This is a genomic window from Pedobacter sp. BS3 (assembly GCF_008274585.1).
Lineage (GTDB): Bacteria > Bacteroidota > Bacteroidia > Sphingobacteriales > Sphingobacteriaceae > Hufsiella_A.
Genome location: NZ_VTRT01000004.1, coordinates 265,673 through 291,363, shown reverse-complemented (window position 1 = coordinate 291,363; position 25,691 = coordinate 265,673). Strand labels below are relative to the sequence as shown.

14 protein-coding genes are annotated in these 25,691 nt (G+C 41.8%); 8 read left to right on the top strand and 6 right to left on the bottom strand.

The genetic code is table 11. The features are described 5' to 3' along the window. Positions 1–66 precede the first annotated feature (66 nt). Entirely contained in the window at positions 67–1,716 is a 1,650-nt protein-coding gene (gene pafA, locus FW774_RS12945) for an alkaline phosphatase PafA (protein WP_149348618.1), read from the top strand. A gap of 358 nt (positions 1,717–2,074) precedes the next feature. On the opposite strand, the gene FW774_RS20900 is transcribed toward pafA, so the two are convergent. After that, positions 2,075–2,230, bottom strand: a complete 156-nt coding sequence (locus FW774_RS20900) for a glycoside hydrolase family 30 beta sandwich domain-containing protein (RefSeq protein ID WP_149348727.1) — start codon at positions 2,228–2,230, stop codon at positions 2,075–2,077. Positions 2,231–2,232: 2 nt separating this feature from the next. Between FW774_RS20900 and FW774_RS20895 the strand changes: the two genes are divergently transcribed. After that, positions 2,233–2,415, top strand: a complete 183-nt coding sequence (locus tag FW774_RS20895; protein ID WP_149348726.1) for a T9SS type A sorting domain-containing protein — start codon at positions 2,233–2,235, stop codon at positions 2,413–2,415. Between the two features lie 284 nt (positions 2,416–2,699). Here FW774_RS20895 and FW774_RS12930 read toward each other — a convergent pair whose 3' ends face one another. After that, positions 2,700–3,524 carry a phytanoyl-CoA dioxygenase family protein gene (locus tag FW774_RS12930; protein ID WP_149348617.1) on the bottom strand — a complete coding sequence of 275 codons (825 nt, stop codon included), beginning with the start codon at positions 3,522–3,524 and terminating at the stop codon, positions 2,700–2,702. 129 nt (positions 3,525–3,653) lie between these two features. On the opposite strand from FW774_RS12930, the gene FW774_RS12925 reads away from it, so the two are divergent. Beyond that, entirely contained in the window at positions 3,654–4,523 is an 870-nt protein-coding gene (locus FW774_RS12925; RefSeq protein ID WP_149348616.1) for an AraC family transcriptional regulator, read from the top strand. A 202-nt stretch (positions 4,524–4,725) separates the two neighbouring features. Here FW774_RS12925 and FW774_RS12920 read toward each other — a convergent pair whose 3' ends face one another. From FW774_RS12920 to FW774_RS12905, 4 genes are all read right to left on the bottom strand, one after another. Continuing rightward, complete coding sequence (locus FW774_RS12920) at positions 4,726–7,347, bottom strand: heparinase II/III family protein (protein ID WP_149348615.1); 2,622 nt, start codon at positions 7,345–7,347, stop codon at positions 4,726–4,728. A gap of 22 nt (positions 7,348–7,369) precedes the next feature. Then, a complete protein-coding gene (locus FW774_RS12915; protein ID WP_149348614.1) occupies positions 7,370–9,097 on the bottom strand; it encodes a RagB/SusD family nutrient uptake outer membrane protein in 1,728 nt (575 codons plus the stop codon). Between the two features lie 31 nt (positions 9,098–9,128). Then, positions 9,129–12,278, bottom strand: coding sequence for a SusC/RagA family TonB-linked outer membrane protein (locus FW774_RS12910; protein ID WP_149348613.1), 3,150 nt, complete (start codon positions 12,276–12,278; stop codon positions 9,129–9,131). A gap of 174 nt (positions 12,279–12,452) precedes the next feature. Continuing rightward, positions 12,453–14,042 (bottom strand): hypothetical protein, encoded by a 1,590-nt coding sequence (locus tag FW774_RS12905; protein ID WP_149348612.1) that lies wholly within the window; start codon positions 14,040–14,042, stop codon positions 12,453–12,455. A gap of 339 nt (positions 14,043–14,381) precedes the next feature. Between FW774_RS12905 and FW774_RS12900 the strand changes: the two genes are divergently transcribed. From FW774_RS12900 to FW774_RS12880, 5 genes are all read left to right on the top strand, one after another. Beyond that, complete coding sequence (locus FW774_RS12900; protein WP_149348611.1) at positions 14,382–15,638, top strand: T9SS type A sorting domain-containing protein; 1,257 nt, start codon at positions 14,382–14,384, stop codon at positions 15,636–15,638. 100 nt (positions 15,639–15,738) lie between these two features. Continuing rightward, entirely contained in the window at positions 15,739–19,305 is a 3,567-nt protein-coding gene (locus FW774_RS12895; protein WP_242457822.1) for a T9SS type A sorting domain-containing protein, read from the top strand. A gap of 70 nt (positions 19,306–19,375) precedes the next feature. Continuing rightward, positions 19,376–20,554 carry a glycoside hydrolase family 88 protein gene (locus tag FW774_RS12890; protein WP_149348610.1) on the top strand — a complete coding sequence of 393 codons (1,179 nt, stop codon included), beginning with the start codon at positions 19,376–19,378 and terminating at the stop codon, positions 20,552–20,554. 502 nt (positions 20,555–21,056) lie between these two features. Then, on the top strand, positions 21,057–25,151 hold the full coding sequence (locus FW774_RS12885) for a hybrid sensor histidine kinase/response regulator transcription factor (protein WP_149348609.1): 4,095 nt from the start codon (positions 21,057–21,059) through the stop codon (positions 25,149–25,151). Between the two features lie 196 nt (positions 25,152–25,347). Next, positions 25,348–25,659 carry a DUF6660 family protein gene (locus FW774_RS12880; RefSeq protein WP_149348608.1) on the top strand — a complete coding sequence of 104 codons (312 nt, stop codon included), beginning with the start codon at positions 25,348–25,350 and terminating at the stop codon, positions 25,657–25,659. The last annotated feature ends 32 nt before the right edge of the window (positions 25,660–25,691 follow it).

Here is a 25,691-nt window from a genome sequence, read left to right as displayed (position 1 = left end):
ATCCTGTCAGGGAATAAAACATTCTGAAAAACCGGATATCTTTATTGCATCTCAAACTATAGCTGAATGAAAAGAATATCTTTGCTCTTACTTCCCCTTGTTGTTTTTTTATCGTGCGCTGTTTATGCCCAAAAAGCTTCAGATGCGGTTCCGCGTCCAAAGCTGGTGGTGGGCATTGTTATTGACCAGATGCGCTGGGATTATTTGTACCGTTATTATGACCGGTACCAGGCGGGTGGTTTCAAACGCCTGCTGAATGAAGGGTTTTCATGTCAGAATACTTTCATTACCCATTTACCTGCTCATACTGCGGTGGGGCACTCAACCATTTTTACTGGTTCTGTTCCTGCTATTCATGGCATTGTTGGCAATAACTGGACAGACCAGCTTACCTGGAAAAACTGGTATTGTACCGAAGATACCGTTGAAAAAACCGTGGGCAGTACATCTGTTGCCGGACAAATGTCGCCAAGGAACCTGCTGGCATCTACCGTAACCGATGAGTTGGCGCTGGCAACCAATTTCAGGGCCAAAATTATAGGTGTTTCCTTAAAAGACCGTGCAGCTATCCTGCCTGCGGGCCACACTCCTACCGGCGCATTCTGGATGGATGATGACAGCGGTAATTTTATAACCAGCACGTTTTACATGAAAGATCTGCCCGATTGGGTAAAGCAGTTCAACGCCCGTAAGGAAATTGCGAAAATGATCTCAAAACCCTGGACTACCTTATATCCTGTTAATACGTATGTGCAGAGCACTCCGGATAACGTGGCCTGGGAAGGTAAATTTCCGGGCGAGAAACAGCCGGTATTCCCGCACGATATAGCTGTAGCTTATAACAAGGATCACGTTAATTTCCGCAGAACGCCTTATGGCAATACCTTAACGCTGGAATTTGCAAAAGCTGCTGTCGATGGCTACGACCTGGCTAATGGCCCGGCAACCAACTTCCTGACCATCAATTGCGCTTCGACCGATTACGTGGGACATTTTTATGGCCCGAATTCTATTGAAGTAGAAGATACTTACCTGCGACTGGATAGGGATCTGGCGGATTTCTTCAGCTACCTGGATAAAAAGGCGGGTAAGGGAAACTATACGGTTTTTCTGACAGCCGATCATGGCGCTGCGCACTCTATTCCATTTATGCAGGCGCATAATCTGCCCAGCGACTTCCTGAAAAGCAAAACTGTGGTTAAAGATCTGAATACTTATCTGGCAGGTAAATACAATGTACAGAATATTATAAAAGGTTCTTCCAGCGCTTATATCAGCTTTGATGTGGATAAGATTGCCAAGGCCGGGTTGAGCTACGATGCTGTTAAACAGGTATCGGTTGAGTTTTTAAGAAGGCAGCCGGGAATACAGTTTGCTGCTGATATGAATAAAATCGGCGATACATCTGTTCCGGTAGTGATCCGCGAGAAGCTCATCAACGGGTACAACTCAAAACGTTGCGGTGATGTAGGCTTTGTGCCGCAGCCGGGATGGTTTGACGGTGGTAAAACCGGTACATCACACGGGCAGTGGAACCCATTTGACACGCATATTCCATTGGTATTTATGGGATGGGGCATCCGGCACGGCGCATCTGTTAATACGTATTCTATGACCGATATTGCACCAACCATTGCAGCATTATTACACATTCAAATGCCAAGTGGTTGCATAGGCAAAGCTATTGGGGAGGTAATGGCAGGCCCGGCGAAATAAAGTTTATGTCCAAACCTTATAGGTTTTTAAAACATATAAGGTTTAAAAATAACCAGAAGCCCGGCAGACTTTTTGTCTGCCGGGCTTTTTTGTTGAGAGGTTAAGCAAGCGTTTAAATGTTATAACCTAAGTTTGATTGTTATTTGGTTGATTATGAACAGATTGCTTCTCCAAAGGAGTCCTATGGACAAAGTACCCCTTCGGAGGGTGACGAGGTCCGAGCTTTTTAGATCTGCCGGTGCTTTTTCTTTTTGGATTATAATACTGCTTTGTCCGGTTTTTTTAGTGCGTTTACACAGAAATTGAATAACAGCTTCAATATAACAGCTTGTCTTTTCCTCCCCCCTCCTATTATTGTTTACCACACAAACGTGCCTGCGGCCCCGGGATTCAGGCAGGCTTGTATAACGGGGTTACCCGGTATTGCCAAAGCAACTGATCTTGGTTGCGCACTTTTATTCAGCACAATAAGAACTATCCGCCCGCCGGGACTTTTAAAGGCTACGTTGGGCAGCCATACATCTTAAGGAAGAAATAAAGAAAACTTTAGCTTATTCTGTATACGCCGCCAACGGGGCTGTAGTAAGCAGGGGAAATATTAACAATAATACAAGCACCCTTGATTTAGGCCTTTTGAATACAGGCGTATATATATTAAAAATAGCCGGCTATAATGCCATCAGGATAGTAAAGGATTAAAAAAGGTATTATACCTGTTTAGCAGCAAATCCTTGTCTGCTTATCCGGAGTTATCCGAATAGTATAAGAGCGTTTAAAAAACCTGTTTTTTTATCACTCCGGGGCTGACCAAAAGCTCTCGTCAGCCCCATCCCGAAACTTTGGGATTAATATGAGTAATTAAGAGTCCGTAGAGGCTTTTCTATGCATTCATCCGCAGAACCTTTCGGGAAACTGTACAGACAGTTTGAGCCGGAACCTGGGAAAAGGTGATCTGACTTAATACCTGAATACGGCCAATGTTTTCAGAGCACCAGCGGGTTTAATTCTGAAGTTACCAGCTCGCCTTCCGGCAACCCCATTAACCAGGTCTTGTGATCATTTTCCTGCCATTTATGCTGTGGTTTTATTACCCTGGCGCCATCTGCCACATAGATAATTGTCATTACTTCCCGCATCTTTTGCGACTGGTTGGCCGGTGCATTGTGTATGGTATAACCGTAATGAAAGGTCGCATCGCCAGCTTTCATTGCAGCAGCTCTTACCACTGGAAAGTTGTGTTGCTGAATGTATTCATCAAATTTATCCTGCGATTCATCGGATATTTCGTTATTAAACACATATCCTTTTTTATGCGACCCGGAGGCAAAGGTAAGCATGCCCATAGCGGCGTCAATATCAACTAAGGGCATCCACATTGTTACGGTATGATGTGTATCAACCGGCCAGTAGTACTGATCCTGATGCCAGGGTGTCGGACCGCCTCCCGGCTCTTTAAACAGTGCCTGATCGTGATAAATCCGGACATTCTCTACACCCAGCAAATCTGCTGCTACCCGGGCAAAACGCTTACTCATAACAAATTGCTGTACCAGGTTGTCTGAACGCCACAAATTCATAATTTGCAGAAATGCTTTTCCATAAGTATCCCGGTCTTCCAGCTTACGTTTTTCTGTATTGTACTTTTCTGCGGCATGGGTTATGACACGGCGATACGCGGCTACTTCATCGGCATGTAACAGGCCCTGAATGAGTGTATGCCCGTTTTTTCGAAATTCATTTACCTGCTCATGGGACAATGCTGTGAAACTATCATCTAAGACCGGCAATTTTTCCATTAGCTTTTCCATATTTATATATTGGTTTTGTTACTCAATATTAGGTTGTTTACATTCTTCAAAAAATGAATAACTTAACCATTTCAGGGAGTATTTTATCCATAATAAGGCATAAATTTGATTTTCATATTAAAATAAACAATGATCAAACCTTCTTTTGAAGCATTAGGAACGCCTGGAAATCATTCATTTCTTTTAAGGGATTTTAAAGAACATGCTTTTAGTGCCCCCTATCACTTTCATCCGGAGTATGAACTGACTTTTATTGTAAAAGGAATGGGAAAACGTTTTGTAGGCAGCAATATGGAAAATTACCAGAGTGGAGACCTGGTGCTGTTAGGGGCCAACTTACCTCATTGCTGGAAAACAGAGGATGCTATTGAGGGTGAGATTAATGCCCACTCGGTTGTTGTACAATTTCAGGATAATTTCTTAGGCGAGCATTTTTTGTCTAAACCGGAATGTCTATCTATTAACCATCTTTTACTGCGCAGCGCCGGTGGATTACGGTTCACCAATAAAACGCAGGAGTTGGTTTGCGATAAAATGATGACCCTGGCAACGGAAAATGATAACTTTAAACGGCTTATCTCTTTACTGGAGATTTTACATTCGTTAGCGGTCTCCGATTCTGTTGTGGTGTTGAATAACTATACTTACACGGCGCAACAGTCGCCCGAGGAGCAACAAAGAATTAACCGGGTATTTGCTTACCTGGTTGAACATTTCAGGCAGCGGGTTTCTTTAAATGAAGCTGCTGCAGTTGCCAATATGTCTCCAAATGCTTTTTGCAAATACTTTAAGAAGGCCACCCGGAAAACCTTCATGGAAATGGTCATTGATTATAGAATTAATTATGCTTCGCAGCAACTGGCTTACAGCAACAAGCCTGTATCGCAAATTTGCTTTGACAGTGGATTCTCGGACGTCTCTCATTTCCATAAGCTGTTCCGGGCTAAAATGAAGATCAGCCCACTTGCTTACCGGAAAAACTTCAGGCAAAAATTATAACTTAACGTGAGCTTGGGATAGGAAACGCACAACCTGTTTGCGCTCGTTTGCAAAACGAGTGCATCAATCTCCGGCGTTTGTAACGCCGATAATAGCTGCCTTTGATTGTCTTAAGCAATATTGCGGCGTTGCAAACGCCGTTTCATGGCATCCCGATTGCAAATCGGGACGAGCCTGCGCCTTAACCCAAACTCACGTTAATTTATTTCGCAACAAGCTCAAAACCGGCAATTCTAAAGCTGCCACCCGCACTCGTATTAAATAAAGACAAAATCTCAGTGTAGTTTTTTCCTCCTTTAAGGGAAATACCTAAGCTTGAAACATCAACAAACTGCCTGCTATTATTTGAAGTCATCTTAACTTCCTGAGTTACCTTTTTATCACTTCCTTTATAGATCATCATCTTCCCCGGAACCTGGCGATTCACAAGGGTACATGATTCCTCCGCATCTAAAAAAGTGAAGGCCACCTTTGTAAGCCCGAATTGTACAGACGGATCTAATCCTGTTAAATCCAGGCCTAATATATATCCTTCATTTTTATCTATCCCACTACTTTCTCCTCCCCTAACGCCTAACTGCCCGTCAGCAGACCTGTCTATACCGGCATCTGCCAGGCCTGTTGGGGTTATCCTCTTAGCATCAATCCTGAACTTAAATGATTTATCTAACAGTTTTTTGATGGTTGTCTCTCCATAAGGAATCCAATCCGGGTTTTCAAGGGGAAATAAAACGCCTGAACTACTAATGCCTATTGGTGAAATATCATGAAATACCTGATCGCCTTCTGATGCTGAGCTTGGGTTGGGAGCATCAAGAATAAATGTATTTTTATTTAATAATAGCTCTTGTTTACCTTCTGCAAAAGTCACCGTAAATTTTCCGGCTTTGTTTGCCGGAATTTTAGCGTCAAAGCCTACCATTACAGTCCCTTTGTTTGGCAGGTTATAATCGCCGTATTTATAATTACCATATTCGCATTTATACTCTTTAGGGTTTTCCGAGGGTCTTATAACCAGTTTAAACGGAATATCGGAGTTAAATTTCAACAACATGGTTTTGCCCTGCTGGGAAAGCCTGATGGTGTTTTTATCTACAATCTCTGCGGAGGCCGGCGTAACCATGTTCCACCTTAAATCAACAGGCTTAGCATTAGTTTCAATAAAATCCTCTATTTTAAGATAAGCATCTTCTACTATCACCGCTTTCCTGGTCGCCGTTTTTAACTCGTCGGCAAGGTTTAAAACCGGTTTAAGGTCGACTTTGGCGCCTGTTTCTTTTTTGCTGTCAAAGGTTTCTATAATCTCCGCTTTCCCTTTAACGTTATACCGTTGATTATTTATTGTTAGCGTATTATGGTTCAGGTTATTATACCTGAAAATATCCCATCTTTGAGAATTTTGATCCATGTTCCATAAATCTACGCCTTTAGATTCCAACGTAGAGTAGCTTTGCATACCAAAATCCATAGCCCATCTCAGGTTCCCGGTATCATATACAAAAGTTCCCGCATCCATGTGGCCATGCGGATCACCGGCCATTCCGCCTTTTATCCCAAAATATTGGCCTTCGCCTGCTTTCCAGCTTGTGCGGACAATACATACCGGTGTAATTCCCTTGCCTGTAAATACTTTTTTAGTTGGAGACTGGGTTTTAGATAGTGTGAGGTCTTTGCCAAAAACAAGTGTACCGGGCAAAAACCTTTCTGCATCAGAAGCGTCATGCCGCGTATAGGCTCCTTTATCGATCATCGGAATTTCTAAAAATACCAAAGATGGATCATGCATTTTATTTGCAAACCAGAACATGGATGAACTTGGCTCGGCAGATGACCCACAATCGTAATAATTGAAATATTTCCCCGATATGCCGGCAGCAAACGTCATGTAATTGGCAGATTCCATAAAGCCCGGCGATTTCGACAGCCCGTTGTCAGAACCCAGGGCGCTTTCTAACGCCGCGATAAGCATTACCTGGAATGAAGTGCCATAGTTCCAGTACCCCGGCCCTTCCGGGTAGTTTCCGTTGGGGGCATACGACTTTAACGCTAACTGGTTGGATTTTAACGTCCGCTCAATAATGGCAATGGATTCCTGTTTATCATCTTCCAGAATGGCTAATGCGCCTACTGCCAAACCCGCGTTACAAACCGAGTTCCAATTGTTGTGCGCTTCCAGAAACCAGTTATCGTTATTGCCGTGTAAATACTTCGCCGCAATTTCCGCTTGCTGCCCATTAGCATCCTTTGGATCATACGATGGGGCAAAGGCCTTTTCTATAATCGCTTTGCGAACATTTTTCCGGGTGGTTTCCTTTAAATCATCATACAGCCAGTCATAAGCGATGGAAACCGCCATACACATCTCTCCCACGTCTAAAAAGTGCGATGGGTTCCAGTTCTCAAACGCACATACGGCGTTCAGTTCCTGTTCTGCCCGGTCGAGATATTTTTTATCCCCGGTCATCCGATAGCTGTATGATAAATAGTATAGCCTTGTAAGCGCTTTCCTGGATACAGCGAGCAGTCTTTTGCCCTCTTTTTTATATACCAAAGGCGGTTCGGAGAGCAACTGATCGGATACCTGCATGATATAAGTATCTATTTTTTTAAACTCCGGGTTTCTTTGAATCGACGCTTTGATATCCTTTTCCTCTCCTTTGCTTAATAAAAGCCTGGGATGCGCTGCTATTTTTGAATAATTATATGACTGTGTAACGGCGGCAGTTTGCGCATTTACCCGGATGCAGCATAGCGAGACACCTATAATGAAAGCATATTTTACCACACGTTGTATTCTTTGTTTTTTTGACGGAATATCTATCATTTCAATTTGTTTTTTTATATGGTTACCAGCCCGAGCCTGTTCTTTGATGAAGACTGGTGTTTATTTGTGTTTCCTGTAAAGGATAAGGTAATTGTAAGTGCTTTGACCTGTCAAAATTATTTCCGGGCGTTAAATATGTTTGATGATACTGACTGGTAGGAATATATGTAGCGAAACCTTTAATGGCAGCATTGGTTTCCTGTAATTTATCCTCCAGCAAATCCCACCTGATCAGATCCTGCTTCCGAAGCCCTTCAAAACAAAGCTCTCTCAACCGCTCATCCACAAGTTCTTTAAAGAAATCATTATGGCTCAGACTGCCACTGTAAGGATCTAACCCGGCTCTCTCCCTTACAATATTAAGGCTATTTACCGCCTCCCCGTTGGCATCGGCGGTACCAAACCTGCCGCCGATGATTGCTTCCGCGTGCATCAACAATACATCCGAATATCTTAAAATCGGGAAATTAATGCTGGTAAAATTAGGATCGGTATCAGACCCTGATGTATTGTTAAGAATGGTGTAGCCTGCATTCACGATACTTCCCTTTGATTTTAAGGTAGCAATATCTGTGGGTTCCCATCTCCTGAATTTTCCAATGCCATATTCCTGGTCTAAAGGATTATCGAAGATGTACTTCATGGTAAACTGTGCTGTAGCAGAGGTATAATTATTCTTATAGCCTGCAATACTCCACGTTCTTCTGGCATCTTCCAGCGAGTAGACCTGATACACCGGAAGTCCCACATTAAAATTAGCAAAGCCTCTGGGAATACCTGCTGTGCCTACAAACTCGACGCCATTGATATTGCCTAACCTACCGCTAACCTGTATCCCTGAGCTGTATAAGTTTCCAAATGAAATTTCATACAGCGACTCTCTTAAATCGTATTTGTCTTGCAAGTAGGATAAAAAATGGTTCCTGTAGCTGTTCGGGTCTGTAGCGTAAGGCACAATATGATGCCAGCCATCGTTTATAATGATCTCACACTGCTCTCTGGCTTTATCAAAATATTGCTGAGGGTTCTCGAAATAACAGGCAGCCTCATTATTCGATAAATATGGCTGATATCCGCCCATTTTTAAATAAAGACGGGCTAACAAACCATGTGCTGCCATTTTATTAGGTTCGCCGGGTATATAATCAGCATCTTTTGAATGGCTTAAATGTTCTGCCGCAAATAAAAAATCTTTTTCTACCTGCTTGTAAACGTCAAAAACCGGAGACGGCGCCAGATTATTATCTTCCTGTGAAGAGCTTGGGGTTAACCTTAAAGGAACAGGCCCAAACCAGTTAGCCAGATTAAAATAGGCGAAAGCTCTCATAAAACGGGCCTTGGCTAACAGCTTATTATATTCTTCTGTGGTAAAAATACCCGGTTTCAGATTTTTCTCAAACTGATTAACTAATTGAATGCAGCTATAAAATCCCAACCACGTAATTTTAATTTCATCGCTCGAAGAAGTATACATGTATTTTGCCGAGTTCCAGCTTGTACCCGGATCATTGGTATAGCATTCATCTGTTCCGCCTTCTAAAGTTACGTTGAACTTGTACGCATATATACCATCCGTCTTAGCCAATTGGTTATAAATTCCCGATAAAGCTAAATTTGCCTGCGCTTTAGTAGCATAAAAAGACTCATCTTTCCAGGAAGATTGCGGGTCTAACTCCAAAAATTTATTACAGCCAGCCAAAGTAAAAATGATTAAAAAAGCTGCCGCGATATATAGATTCTCTTTTTTCATTGTAATTATAATTTAAAAACGAATGCTTTTTTTAAAATGTAACGTCTATTCCCCCGGATACCGTTAAGCTTTGCGGGTATGCGGAATAATCTAACCTGGGGGTTAATGCGCCGTACCTTCCAACAGAAACATCCGGATCATATCCTTCGTATTTTGTCCAGGTATACAGGTTCTGGGCAGAGACAAATAACCTGCATTTTTTGAGGTTAAGCTTCCTCAACAATTTGCCAGGTAAATTGTACCCTAAAACTACCGTTTTCAGCTTCAGATATGAGCCATCATCAATATCGCGTGAATCTAATCTGTAACCAAAGGGTGTTAATAAGTTAACGCCATCATACCGCATGCCACCGACAGAGGTTTCGGTATTGGTGGGTGTCCAAATGCTGGCGAGTGAGGTTAATCCGTTCCGGCCTTGCTGATAAATATTTCCAAATTCTGATTTATTGCCGTTCAGGATATCAAAATCATACGCCCATTGTAGCAAAAACTGAAAATCAAAGGATTTATACCTGAACGTGTTGAACAAGCCCCCGGTGTGTTTCGGGTATGGGTTACCGATAATAGTGCGATCATAATTGTTTATCAGACCATCGGGAACGCCGTTTGGCCCCGAAATATCCTTAAACTTCACCATTCCGGGTCTCATTGTCGTCTGATAGGAAGGCACACCGTCTTTTAATTGGTAAACACCATTTGCCTGTACAAAATCATCCAATTGGTAAATACCATCAAACACCAAACCATACATCATACCAACAGGCTGTCCTACCCTTGTAACATACTGGTACTCCGTTTGCATAAACTGTAGATCCCATCCCGGGTCTGTCAGCATTTCCGTTTGACCGCTGTTTAATTTGAGGGTTTTTGTTTTGTTGAAGGAAATATTAAAATTAGTAGTCCATCCGAAATTTTTGTTTTTGATGTTCTGAGAAGTAAAAGTGAATTCCATACCTCGATTGGAGACTTTTCCTACGTTCTGTTGTACCCTGTCAAAACCTGTACTTGGTGCCATCTCAGCATTTAACAGGAGATCTTTTGTGTTTTTGTTGTAGTAATCTACGGTAAGGTTAAACCGTTTGAGCAACTCTAAATCTAATCCTACGTTAGTCTGAGCTGTAGTTTCCCAGCGTAAATCAGGCACAGCCATATTGCTTTGATAAGCTCCCGGCGAATAGGTCTGGTTCTCGCCTAAAACATATCCACTTGTTGAATTAACCGTAAATAAATTATACGCGTCAAAATCACCAATACGGTTATTTCCGGTCATTCCCCAGCCCGCTCTTAACTTCAGATCAGAGATCGCGTTAACCGGTTTTAAAAAATCTTCTTCCGACAGTCTCCAGGCAAATGAGAACGATGGAAAATATCCCCACCGGTTCTCTTTTCTAAATTTAGAAGATCCATCAGCCCTAAAGTTGACAGTTGCTAAATACCGATCGTTGTATGTATAGTTCACTCTTCCAAAAAAGGACAATAGAGAGTTTCTTGAAGCATTGGAAGTTGCTATGGTAGATGTTGTTGCAATACCAAGGTTATCAACACCAAATTCGTCGGTTGGTAAATTGGTATTTTGTAATGAAGAAGCTCTAAACCCTCTGTATTGAGCTTCAAACCCTACCAAAGCGCTGTAATTATGTTTACCTTTCTGGTCTTTGAACCGTAAGGTGTTAGAGGTAGATAAAATATTATATCTGGTATCAGTTATTGAGCCGTTTATCCCCCTGTTCGTTCTGGTAGCCTCCTGTGTATTTTGTTTATAGAAGAGCGTACTTTCTGTCATTGATGTTCTATAATTCCCCATTACGCTCAAATCGAATTTCTTCAGAAACTTATAATTCAACCCCAACGTTCCTGAAAGTATGTCGTCTGTACGTGTACGGTCGGTGTTGGTTAATGTTTTTACCGGGTCATACAAATAGGGATCCTGACTGGAGATTAATTCTTCGTCTTCATCCTCATCATCGGCGCTCCAGTTTACAGGATTTACCGGTCTGAAAGATACGGCATCCCTGATAACAGAATTTCTGGTATTACCCGAGACCACCAAACCGTTGTAATTGTTATGGCTGTATTCTACCTGACCATTGGCTTCTAAATTATCGTTAAGTTTATGGGTAAATTTCAGCCTGTTATTTATCTTTCTAAAATCGGTGGTGATAAGCGTTCCTTCCTGTTTCAGATAGTTACCGCTATAAAACAGAGTAGTTTTTTTATTGCCTGCCCTCAAAGAAGCTACATAATTGTTTGCAAGGGCTGTCTGAAAAATCTCATCCTGCCAATTGATACCGGCAGCGTTTCTGTATAGTTCAGGGTCGCCCCATTTATTGGCAAACAAACCCACATTGGTAGCAGGTACATAGCTATCGTTAGCATAAGCCAGCGTTTGCTGATATTTTACGTACTGGTAAGGGGTCATTACTTCCAGCCTGTTTGGAATTGTTTGTATCCAGGATGATACACCTACATTGATGTCTGTTTTCCCGTCATTCCGGCCGCCCTGGGTAGTAATTACCACCACACCGTTAGCACCGCGAGACCCGTAAATGGCTGTTGCCGAGGCATCCTTTAAAATATCAAAGGTCTTAATATCACGTGTATTGATACTTGACGGATCAAAATCCTCAAGAGGAACTCCATCAACAACATATAATGGCGAGTTATCGCCCGTTATAGAGTTTCCACCCCTGATCACAATATTAAGAGGGCTTCCGGGCGTGCCGTCGCTCGATGTAACCTGTACACCGGCAACCCTGCCCGCCAGAGCCTGGTCAAAGTTAGCCGTAGCCGTAGCAGCCAGATCTTTCGGGTTTACTACAGATACAGCGCCTGTCAAATCGCTTTTTCTAACAACATCGTATCCAACAACAACAACCTCTCCCAGCTTTACATCTTCCATTTTAAGCGTAACGTTAATTGTTTGTTGTTCTATCACCATCTTTTCAAGGGTTTGAAACCCAAGGTAAGAGAACACCAGAATATCAGATGGCTTTACATTATTAATCACATAATTTCCGTCCCCATTGGTCGAGGTTCCCCGGGCAGTACCTTTTACCGTAACATTAACACCGGCAAGAGGCACACCTTCAGCGTCTTTAACATTACCTTTTACACTTTTCTGTGCAAGAGCTGGCAATGTGGAAATAAAGAATAAGAGCAATAATAATTTGATAAATTTCATACTTCTAAAATTAGATTTTACTAAATCTGCAGGCTTCTTTACCTGTCTAAACGTTTATTTATATATTACTTTCTCAGTTAATCCTGCTTCGACAATATCTGTTTGGTATATTGCCGAAGTGGATTAATCCATCATTGAACTTTTCAGGATCAGTATCCTGATCATGAAAGACGCTTAATGTTCAACCGCTTTATAATAAAAATCTGAAATGAAATAAGACCCTCCTCTTCCGGGTGCTGTTGTATTATTCAGCAGGCCTCCCTCAAAATAAGACGCCACTTTAAATGCTACTGTAAAGTTTTTTGAAAGCTGGGAGACACTGATATCGTAAGAGCATTTTACCCATATATTATAGAATGTTCCGGCAGCAAGATTTTTTCTGCCATCAGGATCAGCGCCTTTCTGGTCGCCGGGGTAAGGTGTTCCTATAAATTCAGTGCCCCAGGGAGCGCCTATCGAGTTGCTACCGCTACGACCTTCTGACCGCTGACATTTCATACTGGCATTTACTTTCGTCCATGTACCGTTTAGCCAGTTACCATTCGCATCCTGGATATCACCACCGGTATAATCAGTTGATATATACACCTCCAGATCTGTTGGTGTACGTCCGTCTGCCATATAGGTTTGGTAAGCAGGCATATAATAATAGTTAAAAGACAACTGATAGCCGTATTGATAAGGAGTGAGATCCTGCGTAGTGGTTACCATCCAGGCACTGACGGGGTTAGTAGCTGATGCCGATGAGAAAGTACATGTTTCCAGAATAGTTTGCCCGGTGTTAGTGGCAGGCCGTTCTGTAGGCGCTACTAAATAAGAAGCAATTGAATTGGTTCTATTGCCCCAGATTCTTGTTGACAGACCCGCGATATCTGTTTGTACTGTATAGCCAACACCGCCGGTGGGATATGCCGCGTTTACATTAAGCGTAGGATAGAAAACATAAATGGTTTCTACAGGCATTACCTCTGGTGTATCAGTAATTACCACGGTTAACTTGTTTTCAAACGCAATGGCCTCGCCGCTTATATTGCTTACCACTCTTACTGTTGGTTGTAAAACTTCGCGGGCAGTATATACATAGTTTGAGGCAAGCGAAATAACGCCCGTTTGTTTATCAATGCTTAGCTTATCCGTATAATTTCCAAGTTCAAAGTATACATCGGGGTTTGAGTTGGGCAGTATCGGAGCGCTTGTTTTACTGCCTGCGCCATACACCAGGTTTTGGTTTTTGGGGGAATAAATTAAGTTAGAGGGCAACAGCGGGCCAATATGTAAATGAAAGGCTTTGTCAAATACGGTTGAATATACCTGCCCATTGGCCTGGGTAGTAACCTTAATGGTAAAGTAATAATCGCCCGCAGTAAAATTATGCCCGGCGGCAATGGTAATAATGCCGTTACTGGCCGAGTTGGTTACATTTACCGAGGTTAACGGGTTTCCATTGGCATCTACCATTCCCTCATCAACCGCTATGCTTTTAGTGGTGGCTTGTCCGATAGTTACATACTGTAAATACGATTGATCCAGCACCGTACCATCGCTTTTAACAATACTAACTAATTCGAATGTGGGAATAAGCCCGCCGGTTTGAACGGTAGGGGCAGCGGTAGTAATCGCTCTGCTTTCTCTTGCATCAGTAATCTCTACATATTTTAAATCTGAGGGATTACGAATACTCTCTAAATCTGCTTTAAGAGCATCTTTACATGAAACTATTGCCAGGTAACAAAATAGTAATAAAAGTAGCTGTTTATTTTTCATACTTCATCATTTAATAAGGTAAAGCCCTGGTTATGGCTTTTAGGTTTATAATTATGCGTTTACACAAAAATCAAAATATGAGAACTTTAAATAAGGGGAATAAGCGTCTTAATTAAGGGGGTATTTTGAATAAAGCTATCCTTTCAACTTAAAAGCCCAAATTTATAAAGAACGCCTGAAACGCTACATCAACAACTATTTAATCAGACATTCTACACCCCACATTTAGACGCTTATTCCCCGCTTTAGCTTTGGGAAACATACTACTTTGCGTAGAATAATCTGCTGAAAACTTTGTGAATACAGCAGACGCTTAACCAAATATTAAACCTAAAGGATATGAAAAAAAACTACACACCAAAACTAATTGTTGCTATTGCTTTTCTTTTTAGCGGCATAGCTCAAAGTAATGCCCAGACCATTACGCTTACACCTTCAGCTACAGGTTCAGAAGCCGACGCCCTTTATACCGATGCTTCCACACTTCAGGTAAATGCTTCGGGTGTGGTTTCTTACTATAACAGCAGTGGCAGCGATGATTGGACTGTATCGGCCGAAACCATTACCCAGACCGGTGCGCTGAATAAAACCTTTACAATTAATTGGGGAGGCATGGCAACGGTTAATACCACCGAGGGCAGTAACTATGGCAAAATGCTTACCGCCGGAGGCATAGACAGAGACGGGAGTGGCTTGTTGGGAATACGCGGCACAACTAATGGCATAGACAATAACGAAGGCTATTATTTCGGGTTTGATCTAAGTAACCTGGGCGCCGACGTTGCCGTACAGATTACCAAAATTTCAGTAGCACAGTTGGCGGCGAGCGGCGAAACAGGCATCGTGGTAAGCCTGTTAGATCCTGCTCAGCGGATTAATTTTGGAAACAGCACCCTTACAGGTGGTGCAGGAACGCTGGATGTATCCTCGTTACACCTGTACGTAGCAGGCGGAAGCGCTAATAGCGCTATTGTCTCGGTATTTAATAATACGCCAGCAGAATTGGCCAGCAATTGGCGAATTACAAAGCTGGAACTAAAGGTAGTAGCCCTAAGCTCGCTTCCTGTTGGCCTTGCCAGCTTTACAGCAACTACCCAGGCACAGGGCGTTAAGCTACAGTGGGAAACGCTATCTGAACAAAACAACAAAGAATTTACGGTGTTGCGCAGCAGCGATGGCAGCACATTTACTTCCATTGCGACCTTACCGGGCGCAGGCAGCAGCAACACACCGAAATCATACGGATTTTACGACCGAAAGGCGCTAAACGGCATTAATTATTACAAGCTGGTACAGGTTGATAACGATGGCAAACAAACAGAATTAGGCGTCAAAACGGCAACGTTTAACGTTCAAACCTCAACTTTCAACATATTTCCTAACCCAACTGATAACGAGGTAAACGTACTATTCCAAGAAGGTATTTACCATACACTTGCTTTAACAAATATGCAGGGTAAACTATTACAAACTACTCCGGTGGATCAAAATGCCACCCAAGGAACAATCAATTTACGCCATTATACACCTGGCATTTACCTGGTTAAACTGCAGGGAGAAGGCGTTTCTGAAGTTCATAAGCTAATTAAGAGGTAGCTAAGCTCAAAGAGGATGTCTAAAACGTGATCATTTAGACATCCTTCCTGTAGAAAACCGGATAATATTCCTTACCGCACTAGCCAAAAAAATAAACACCATGAAAAAGAACATTACCAACAGTCTTGAAGAAAAATATCTGTTAATGACGATGTTTTTCTTCTTTCTGCTTATTTGTACAGGATATGCGCAAAACACCATTACGCTTACGCCTTTACCCGGAGGGTCTGAGGGAGACTCCTGGTATACCGATGCTTCTGTACTCCAGATAGACGCTTCGGGTAATACTTCTTATTACAATAGCAATAGCAGCGATGATTGGAGTGTCGCGGCATCTACGGTTACCCCAACAGGCGCATTGAACAAAACGTTTGCAATAACGTTTGGAGGCATGGCCAGTGTTAATACTACTGAAGGCAATGACTTTGGAAAAATGCTTTCTCCCGCGGGAATAGACAGAGCCGCTGGCGGCCAGTTAGGAATACGCGGAGGAGGAGGCAACGGCATAGATCCGGGCGAAGGTTTTTATTTCGGGCTCGACTTAACCAACCTGAATTCTACAGCGGCTATACAAATTACTAAAATCGGAGTAACCGATCTGAATGCGGCCAATGAAACAGGGATGATCGTGAGCCGGTTAAATCCTTCCAAACGGATTATTTTCGGCAATTCCGGAATCCCGGGAATAGATTACGCTCTTACAAGTGGTGCCGGGATTATTGATGTATCCTCTTTTAACCTGTACGTTACCGGCGGAGAGGTTAACGATGCCATTGTATCAGTCTTTGGTAATTCAACCATTCCCAGTGGCTTCAGAATTACACAGGTAGAGCTGAAAGTACTGACCAATATTTTCAATCCCGCTGTTATTACTAATCTGTCTCACCCAAGACTATTACTTAAGCAGGGGGAAGAAACAGCTATCCAGACGCTTATAGCCCAATCACCCGAGTATAGCTCCGTTCATGCTTATATTATGGCGCAAGCCAGCGCTTTTTTATCGGCACCTACGCTGGTGTACAGTCCCAACAGCAGCAACAGGATACTGGAAACTTCCAGAGATGCAATTAAACAGATATTCTATTTGTCTTATGCTTACAGGATGACGCATAATACTTCGTATCTAACCAAAGCTGAAAGTGTAATAAACACCGTTTGCAATTTTCCGGATTGGGTAACCTATAGTTTAGATGTTGCAGAAATGTGCTTTGCCGTTTCTATCGGGTACGATTGGCTGTACAACGATCTATCGGCAACTACACGGCAAAAAGCCCGTGAAAAAATACTGAACTATGCTTTCCTTACCCAAAAAACAAGTGCATTTTGGGATATGACTTCCAATTGGAACCAGGTGTGTATTAGCGGACTAACGTATGGGGCATTGGCCATTTTAGGCGATGGAACAACGCAAATGGATACCGAAGCAAAATATATCCTTAACAGGATCCTGATAAAAAACCCTAATGCTATGGATACCTATGCCAATGGTAATTATCAGGAAGGCGCCATGTATTGGTCTTATGGCACTACCTACGAAGTTTTGATGCTATCGGCGCTTGAGAGAATTTATGGCCAGAATCATGAAGGCATCAAGCGGTTAACATACACACCCGGTTTCTTAGAGTCTGCAGAATACATGCAATACGTAACAGGTACGTCATCCTTATATTTCAACTACAGTGATTGTACAGACAAACGTACTCCTCTCCCTCCCACGCTATGGATGGCAAAAAAACTGAACAACCCATCTATTCTGTCTACAGAAAAAGAGCTTATGCAAAGCGGGCGATATGCCAGCGATTTTTCAGAGGATTCCCGGTTTCTGCCCATAACCCTGATCTATGGAAAAGATATCAGCCTGGATAACCTGGCATCTCCCCAATCAAAATTATGGTACGGGTATGGAACCCAACCGGTAGCATTAGTTCGTACAGCGTGGCAAGGTTCCAATGGAAAATACATGGGTGTAAAGGCGGGCACTCCTAACTACAGTCATGCCCACATGGACGGGGGATCTTTTGTATATGATTCGCAAGGGTTACGCTGGACAACAGATTTTGGAAAAGAAGATTACGATGCGATAAAAGCAGGCATAACTCCTCCGGGCGCCGATAATGACTTTTCTCAAAATTCGGCCAGGTGGAATATTTTCAGGATAAGCAACCTGAGCCACAACACCCTGTCTATTAAAAAAACTACAGAAAGCACCTGGCAGCACCACAAGGCCAACGGTAAAGCTGTTATAACAGAAACTTACGATACTGATGCAAAACGGGGCGCTAAACTGGATTTAAAAGGTCTGATAGGATTAAACAATGAATTAAATGCCATAGACAGAAGCATTTACCTTGTAAATAACGCATACCTGGAGATCAAAGACCATATTGATAATGGCGCACAACCCATAAACCTGTATTGGAATATGGCAACAACTGCACTGGTTGAAACCCTGAGCTCATCTAAATTAAAACTTACGCAAGGTGGTAAAACGGTAGAGCTGGAGGTGCTTTGCTCCAACCCGGCGGTTACGTTTACCCTGGCTGCCAACCGCTCAACAGACCCTGTAACGTACTTTCCATCTGCCACTTACGAACGCAAAAATCCAGGCTCAGTAATGGTTGGGTTTGAGGCCACCATACCTGCTAACCAAACCGTAACTTTTACCGTAAAGCTAACAGATGGTGCCGAAGTACCTCCATCATCTGTAGAGCCGGTCAATTACATCCTGCTGGAACTGCCTAATCCGGTTACGGGCAAAGAAGGCGATGCCTTGTACTACGATACTTCAGAATTACATACAGACGCTTCGGGAAAGGCCAGCATAGGCGGTATTTCTACCGAGTACGCGTGGAACGTGTACGGTGGAACAGATATCGCCACCGCCATGAACAAAAAATTCTATTTCAAATGGGCGGGAATGGGAACTACCAATACTACCACGGGTGCGAATTATGGTAATTTGCTTACTGCGGCAGGCATAGACAGAAGCGCTACCGGAGAACTTGGTATCAGGGGCGGCGCCAGTAACGGTATAGACCCTAATGAAGGATACCGCTTAGGATTAAACACGCTGTACTTGCCTGAGACAGTGGATATGCAACTGGCAAAAATAAAGGTAAACTTAGCCACCGGCAACAGGATAGGCACCGTTGTAAACAGGAATGACACCTCGAAGAAAAAAACATTTGGTGGTCCAAGTTCTTCCGCCAATGTAATCCTTTCTTCAGGCTCGGGCTTTGTAAACGTTGAAGACCTTAATATCATCTTACCTGGCGGCCAAACGGATGACGACCTGGCTTCCGTATTCAACAGCGGAAGTTCGGGGAACATCAGGGTTACCGGTTTTGTGTTCAAGGTGATCTATACCGAACAACCGCTTTCCATTCAATATCCCGAAAGCACTGAAAAGGCAATGCCAAAAACAGGGCGGCAAGCTATCATATACCCTAACCCTTTTACAGAAACGCTTACCTTACAAAATATTAACCCGGCCCAGGAGGCGGCAAACCTTAAACTATACAACAGCACCGGGACCTGCATTTTAGATAAAACCTACAAAACGGCTACCATTACCCTGGATTTACAACAGGTGAAAACAGGTGTATATATCATTCAGGTTACCAACAGCAACGGAATTACAACTACAAAAAAATTAATAAAACAATAAAATATCAGTCAAAGTATCGCTCCTCAAATAATTAAACACAAAACAACATACATTATACATAGCTATTGCAATGAACATTATTAAATCCACCTTACTATTACTTTCCCTAACCATTTTAGCTTGTAAATCAAAAACCGACAGCGAAATACGATTAGAAAAAAGTGAGCGACAATTGACCGGCCTGCGTACACTTTCAATGAAAGCAAACAACATCCCCAGAAGCGTTGACAAAAACGGAGCAATCCGCTGGATAGAAACTCCGTATGACTGGACAGAAGGCTTCTGGCCGGGAACCTGCTGGATGATATACGAAAGAACAAAGGATGAGAAATGGAAAGAAGCGGCTATTACCATGCAGAAAATATTTAAACACCATAAAAATCTCACAAACGACCATGACCTGGGATTCATTTTCAACAATTCTTATGGAAAAGCCTACAGAATAACCGGGGAAAATGAGTACAAACAGGTAATGATAGACGCAGCAAATTCATTGATCACACGCTTTAATAAAAACGTAGGCTGCATCCAAAGCTGGGACGTGGTGGGTAACTGGCAGGCGGAACGGGGCTGGAAGTTTCCTGTAATTATAGACAACATGATGAACCTGGAACTATTATTCGAAGTATCAAACATTACCGGAGACAGCATTTATAGAAACATTGCCATAACTCATGCCAATACTACCATGAGGAATCATTTCAGGCCGGATGGCAGCTCTTATCATGTATTGGATTACAACCCTGAAACCGGTGAAGTTGTGAGCAAGGTCACGGCACAAGGCTATGCCGATGAAAGTGCCTGGTCCCGCGGCCAGGCCTGGGGCTTATATGCCTATACCATGTGCTACAGGTACACAAAAGATAAAAAGTATCTTGATTTCGCTGAAAAGATTGCAAACTTTATCCTGAACCATCCTAACTATCCGGAAGACGGGGTTCCGTACTGGGATTTCAATGCGCCAAATATTCCGAATGAACCCAGGGACGCTTCCTCCGGGGCCATCATAGCATCAGCACTGCTGGAGCTAAGCAATTATACCGGCAATAAATACCTGCACAACGCAACACATATTTTAAACTCACTGTCAGGCGATGCCTATACTGCCAAACCCAGAGAAAACGGAAATTTTATATTAATGCACAGCGTTGGAAGCCTCCCCCACGGAAATGAAATAAACGTACCTTTAAACTATGCCGATTATTATTATATTGAAGCACTTACACGCTTAAAAGAGAAAGGGTTGTAGTGTTAAGTTCAAAGTATAAAGTTCAAAGTATAAAGTCAAAAGTTGAATGCCGTATGTATGGAAAAAGCCCAGTTCTTCGCATCAAGTCAAACTAAACTTTATATAACAAAATGACAATTAAATATTTATGATGCATTAAAAAAAGTACAAACGGAACTAAAAAGCCCGGAACCCCGTCACCCTGAATTTATTTCAGGGTCTTAAAGCGACGTTTATACTACTATTTAGGGACTTCCGGATACCCGAGTACTCGGGGCGGAATGACGGCCAGGTTTTTTTAGCTCTGAACTTGACGCGTATGCGACCATTTAAGGACGGTGCCTTTGACTTTTTGTCAGACCCAACTCTCATAGCGTCTATTCAATATCATTCTATAAGCGCTTCACTTGTCAAAAACCAACTAAAAATCTTTTTATCGCAACAGCACTATCCAATAAATTTAAATCGGCAGCAACCATACAGAGGAACATATTTTATTAAATTTGGTGAACTACTTTAACCAATGAAAGCTCGTTTCATTTTTTGTGTTCTATTTATCTTAGGGGGTATTCCATGCCTATTAGCCCAGGATATAGCGAGTATACAGAACGACTTTAAATTTCAACACTTTACATCAGCCAACGGACTATCCCAACGTTCTGTAATGGCTATTCTTCAGGATAAAAAAGGCTATTTATGGTTTGGCACCAGAGACGGACTTAACAAATTTGATGGCAATAAATTTATAGTCTATAAACATATTTTAAGCGATCCTGAAAGTTTAAGCAACAACAACATTCATGCTATTTATGAAGACAGCTATGGTAATTTATGGATAGGCACCCAGATCGGCTTAAATAAATACAATCCCAAGACTGATAAGTTCATCCGGTATAAACACTCGGACGGACAGAATAACATTACAGACAATATTATACGGGGAATAATGCAGATTAACAACAACCTGCTATGGGCTGCAACCAATAATGGTATTATTCAAATCAACATCAAGACCAATGAAATTAAGCGGATAAAGCATCAAAGCAATAATTCCAACTCGTTAAGCGATGATAAAACCCGTTACTTTCTGAAAACCAGGGACAATAACATTTGGATATGCAGCACAAGGTATATCGATATCTACAACCCGAATAACAAAACTTTCAGGCACCTGAATTACCCTGAGGAAAACAATAATATTCATCTCAATGATTTGCCTACACTATACGTAGACCAGAAAAATACGATATGGTTAGGCTATGAACAGGGATTGGCCTTATATGATAACCAAACCCGGAGTTTTGTAGACTTCAAATTCAAGGGCGAAAAAGCAATTACCACCGCCGTGCGGAGTATCTGCGAAGACCTTTCGGGAAACTTATGGATAGGAAGTTATTCGGGACTTTACATATTAAACCCTGAACATTCCGAATTAAAACACCTGGTGCACGACGATAACAATTCAAACAGTTTAAGTCAAAACTCCATCTATAAAATTATCCGCGATTCCAGGGGCGATATGTGGCTGGGTACCTGGGCAGACGGTCTCAATTATTATAACAGAGACAACGAAGCCTTTAAGACCATTTCTTTTGGCAATACCGATAATAAGTTAAACTATAGGGTGGTTAGCGGTATGGCAGAGGATCTGAATGGAAATTTATGGATAGGTACTGAAGGAGGCGGGCTGAATTTCTATAACAGAAAAACTCAACGATTGACCTACTATAAAAATGATCCGAACAACAGCAACAGCTTAAGTGCAAATAACGTAAAATCAGTAATTATAGATCATAACCAGAATATCTGGATCGGAATTCACGACGGAGGCCTAAACTTCTTAAACCCCGGCAAAAAACCTTTTGAATTCAAAAAAATCGACTTTCCCAAAGCAAGTAATGTTCCGTTAAAGGAGTATAAAGTTTTAACATTATTAGAAGATAAAAACGGGAATATCTGGATCGGAACATTAACCGGAGGGCTCATTTTTTACGATGTTCGTCAGCAACTCTTATCTAAAATAGATAAAGATATCAAAAGCATTATGAGCATTGTGCAAACTGAAGATCCGGATATATTGCTTATTGGCGGAGACAGCGGGCTGGAGACTGTAAACATACATACTAAAACAAGAAATAAGATCACGCTAAAAAAAACGTCGAAGGATAATCCGCCTCCATACGTAAACTGCATTTTTGTAGACAACTTTAACAATTACTGGGTTGGCACCGAGGGCGAGGGCGTTTACATGTACGATCCTAAACATAGAAAAACAAAAACTTATGGAATTAAGGAAGGATTACCAAACGATATCATATACGGTATTTTAGCTGATAATAATGGGAATATCTGGATCAGCACCAACAATGGTATCAGCAGACTAAATGTCGAATCGAACAGCATAAAAAATTACAATCAATTCGACGGGCTCCAGGGAAACGAGTTTAATTACGGTTCTTTTTTTAAAACCAGGGACAAAAAGCTGTTTTTTGGAGGTACTAACGGGTTAACATACTTTAATCCTAACGATATCAGGAAAAACGCATTCGTACCCCAAATTGATATAACCAATATCGAAGTCAATAATACACCCTACACAAAAATTACAGACTCAGTCTCAACCATCACCCTAAACTATAATGAGAACAATTTCAGCATAGACTTTACGGCTTTAAGCTACATGCATCCTGAAAAAAATGAGTTCGCCTACATATTGGAAGGCAATGATAAAAAATGGAATTATGTAGGAACCCAGAGAAAGGCAGTATACACCAATATAAAAGCAGGAAACTACGTCTTTAAGGTAAAAGGAACGAACAACGATGGTGTATGGAACGAGACAGGAGATGCTATACATATAAAAGTATTACCCGCCCCGTGGAGAACCTGGTGGGCATATCTTATCTATCTCACAGTATGCGGTGGCATATTTCTTTACATCAGAAAACTCATCCTGTTAAGAATAAAAGAAAGGAAAGAAAAAGAAAAGTCAGAACAGATCAACCAGTTAAGATTACAGCTATTTACAGATGTATCTCATGATTTTCGTACGCCATTAACATTGATCATTGGTCCGCTTGAAAAAATGATCCGTGAAAATCTTGGCAATAGTTACATCAGGCAACAGCACGAGATCATGTTAAAAAATGCCCGGATGCTGCTTCAACTGGTTAATCAAATTCTCGATTTCAGAAAAAGTGAATCCGGCAAGCTTACCCTTCAGGCGTCAAAAAACAATATTGTTTTATTTACAAAAGAGATCAAGAGGTCCTTTGATGCGTTAGCCGAAAAGAAGAATATCAAATACCAGCTCATTACCAACCATGAAAATATTCAGGTGTGGTTTGATAAACCGAAGCTAAAAAACATTTTGTTCAACCTGTTATCTAACGCATTTAAGTTTAGTGATGATGATAGCGAGGTTACGATCACAATTTCCACTACCTCAAAAAAAATCAATTCAAAGCTTGTAAATTACGTCAAAATAAGCGTTGTCAATTTTGGCAGCGTTATTCCCGAAGAACACATCCACCTTATATTTGACCAGTTTTATCAGCTGGATAATAAAAAGAAGAGCTTAGGTTCCGGGATAGGCCTCTCTTTAACCAAACGATTGGTAGAGCTCCATAAAGGCAAGATTACGGCAAAAAGCTCTGAAGCAAAGGGAACCCGTTTCAGTATCCTGCTTAGATTAGGTAATGAACATCTTTCTGCCGGCGAATGTATCAATGAACCTGAATTTGTTGACGAAGACAATGTGTTTCAGATAGATACAGCATCTGATAACCAGCCTGAAACCGGGCAAAGCATATCATCCGTAAATACATATAGGGAAGACATTCAAAGCTTATTGATCGTAGAAGACAATGCAGACCTGCAGCGTTTCATTAAAGAAATATTTATAGATAAATACAATGTCTTTGTTGCCGGCAACGGGGAACAGGCAATTACCATAGCCCATCAAAATGCCATTGATTTAATTATCAGCGACATACAAATGCCCGTTATGGACGGTTTTGAGCTATGCCATCACATTAAAACCACTTTATTAACCAGCCATATTCCCGTTATTTTACTCACCGCAAAAACATCCTCAATACATCAGGAAAAAGGATACTACACGGGAGCAGATGCCTACATTACCAAACCGTTTAACGCGTCCATTTTAGAAATCAGGGTAGATAACTTATTAAAAACCAGGGCCAGCTTGATCCGCAAGTTTAAACAGGATACCATTTTGGAGCCTAAGAAACTAACAATAACATCTCCGGACGAGATCTTTTTGGAAAAAGCAATTAATATGGTTGAGCAAAATATTACCAATCCCGATTTTAATGCAGGCATGTTCATAGATCAGATGAACATGAGCCGCACGGTAGTTTACACCAAGCTTAAAGCACTAACAGGACAAAACCTGTCTACATTCATCAGAACTATCAGACTAAAGAAAGCCGGTCTGATGATAACGCAAACAAACATGAATGTCTCCCAGATTGCGTACGAAGTTGGGTTTAATGATTTAAAGTATTTCCGGGAGTGCTTTAAAGAGTTCTTTAAAGTAACTCCGTCTGAATATAAAAGAAATGCCCAGGAAAATTACAGTAGCTATAACGCCTGATTCAACCGTTTGTTCACCTGTATACATTCAATTAAAGCTGTAACAATAGCACTAAGCCGGAGCTTAGCGATATCGGGTTAAGTGGCAAGCAATGATCGTCCGCGTTTGTAACCCGGATGAAGTGAAATAGCGATTGTATCGCCATTCACAAATACCACATATATTGCAATTATCCAACATTTACTACCTTTGCCCTGTGAAATACTTGTCGTGCATACTTAGCTTATACGTACTGTTTTTGGCAACAGCTCCCGGCTATTTAAAAGACAATTGTATTAACGAAATAGCATATACCAAGCAAAATCACACCAATCAAAGTAACGCGGATTGCCGGAATTGCTGCTCGCCGTTTTTAAACTGTCATACCTGTAATGGGTTTGTTTGCCTGGCCGGCTGCTATATCACGCAACCCTTTCATAACTCCATCAACAGCAGGCCTGTAACCTGGCAGAAAAGCTTTATCACAGAATTTTCACCTTCCATCTGGCAGCCTCCCAAAATAAGCTAATATCTCTTTATTCCATGATGTGCTGTCGCACA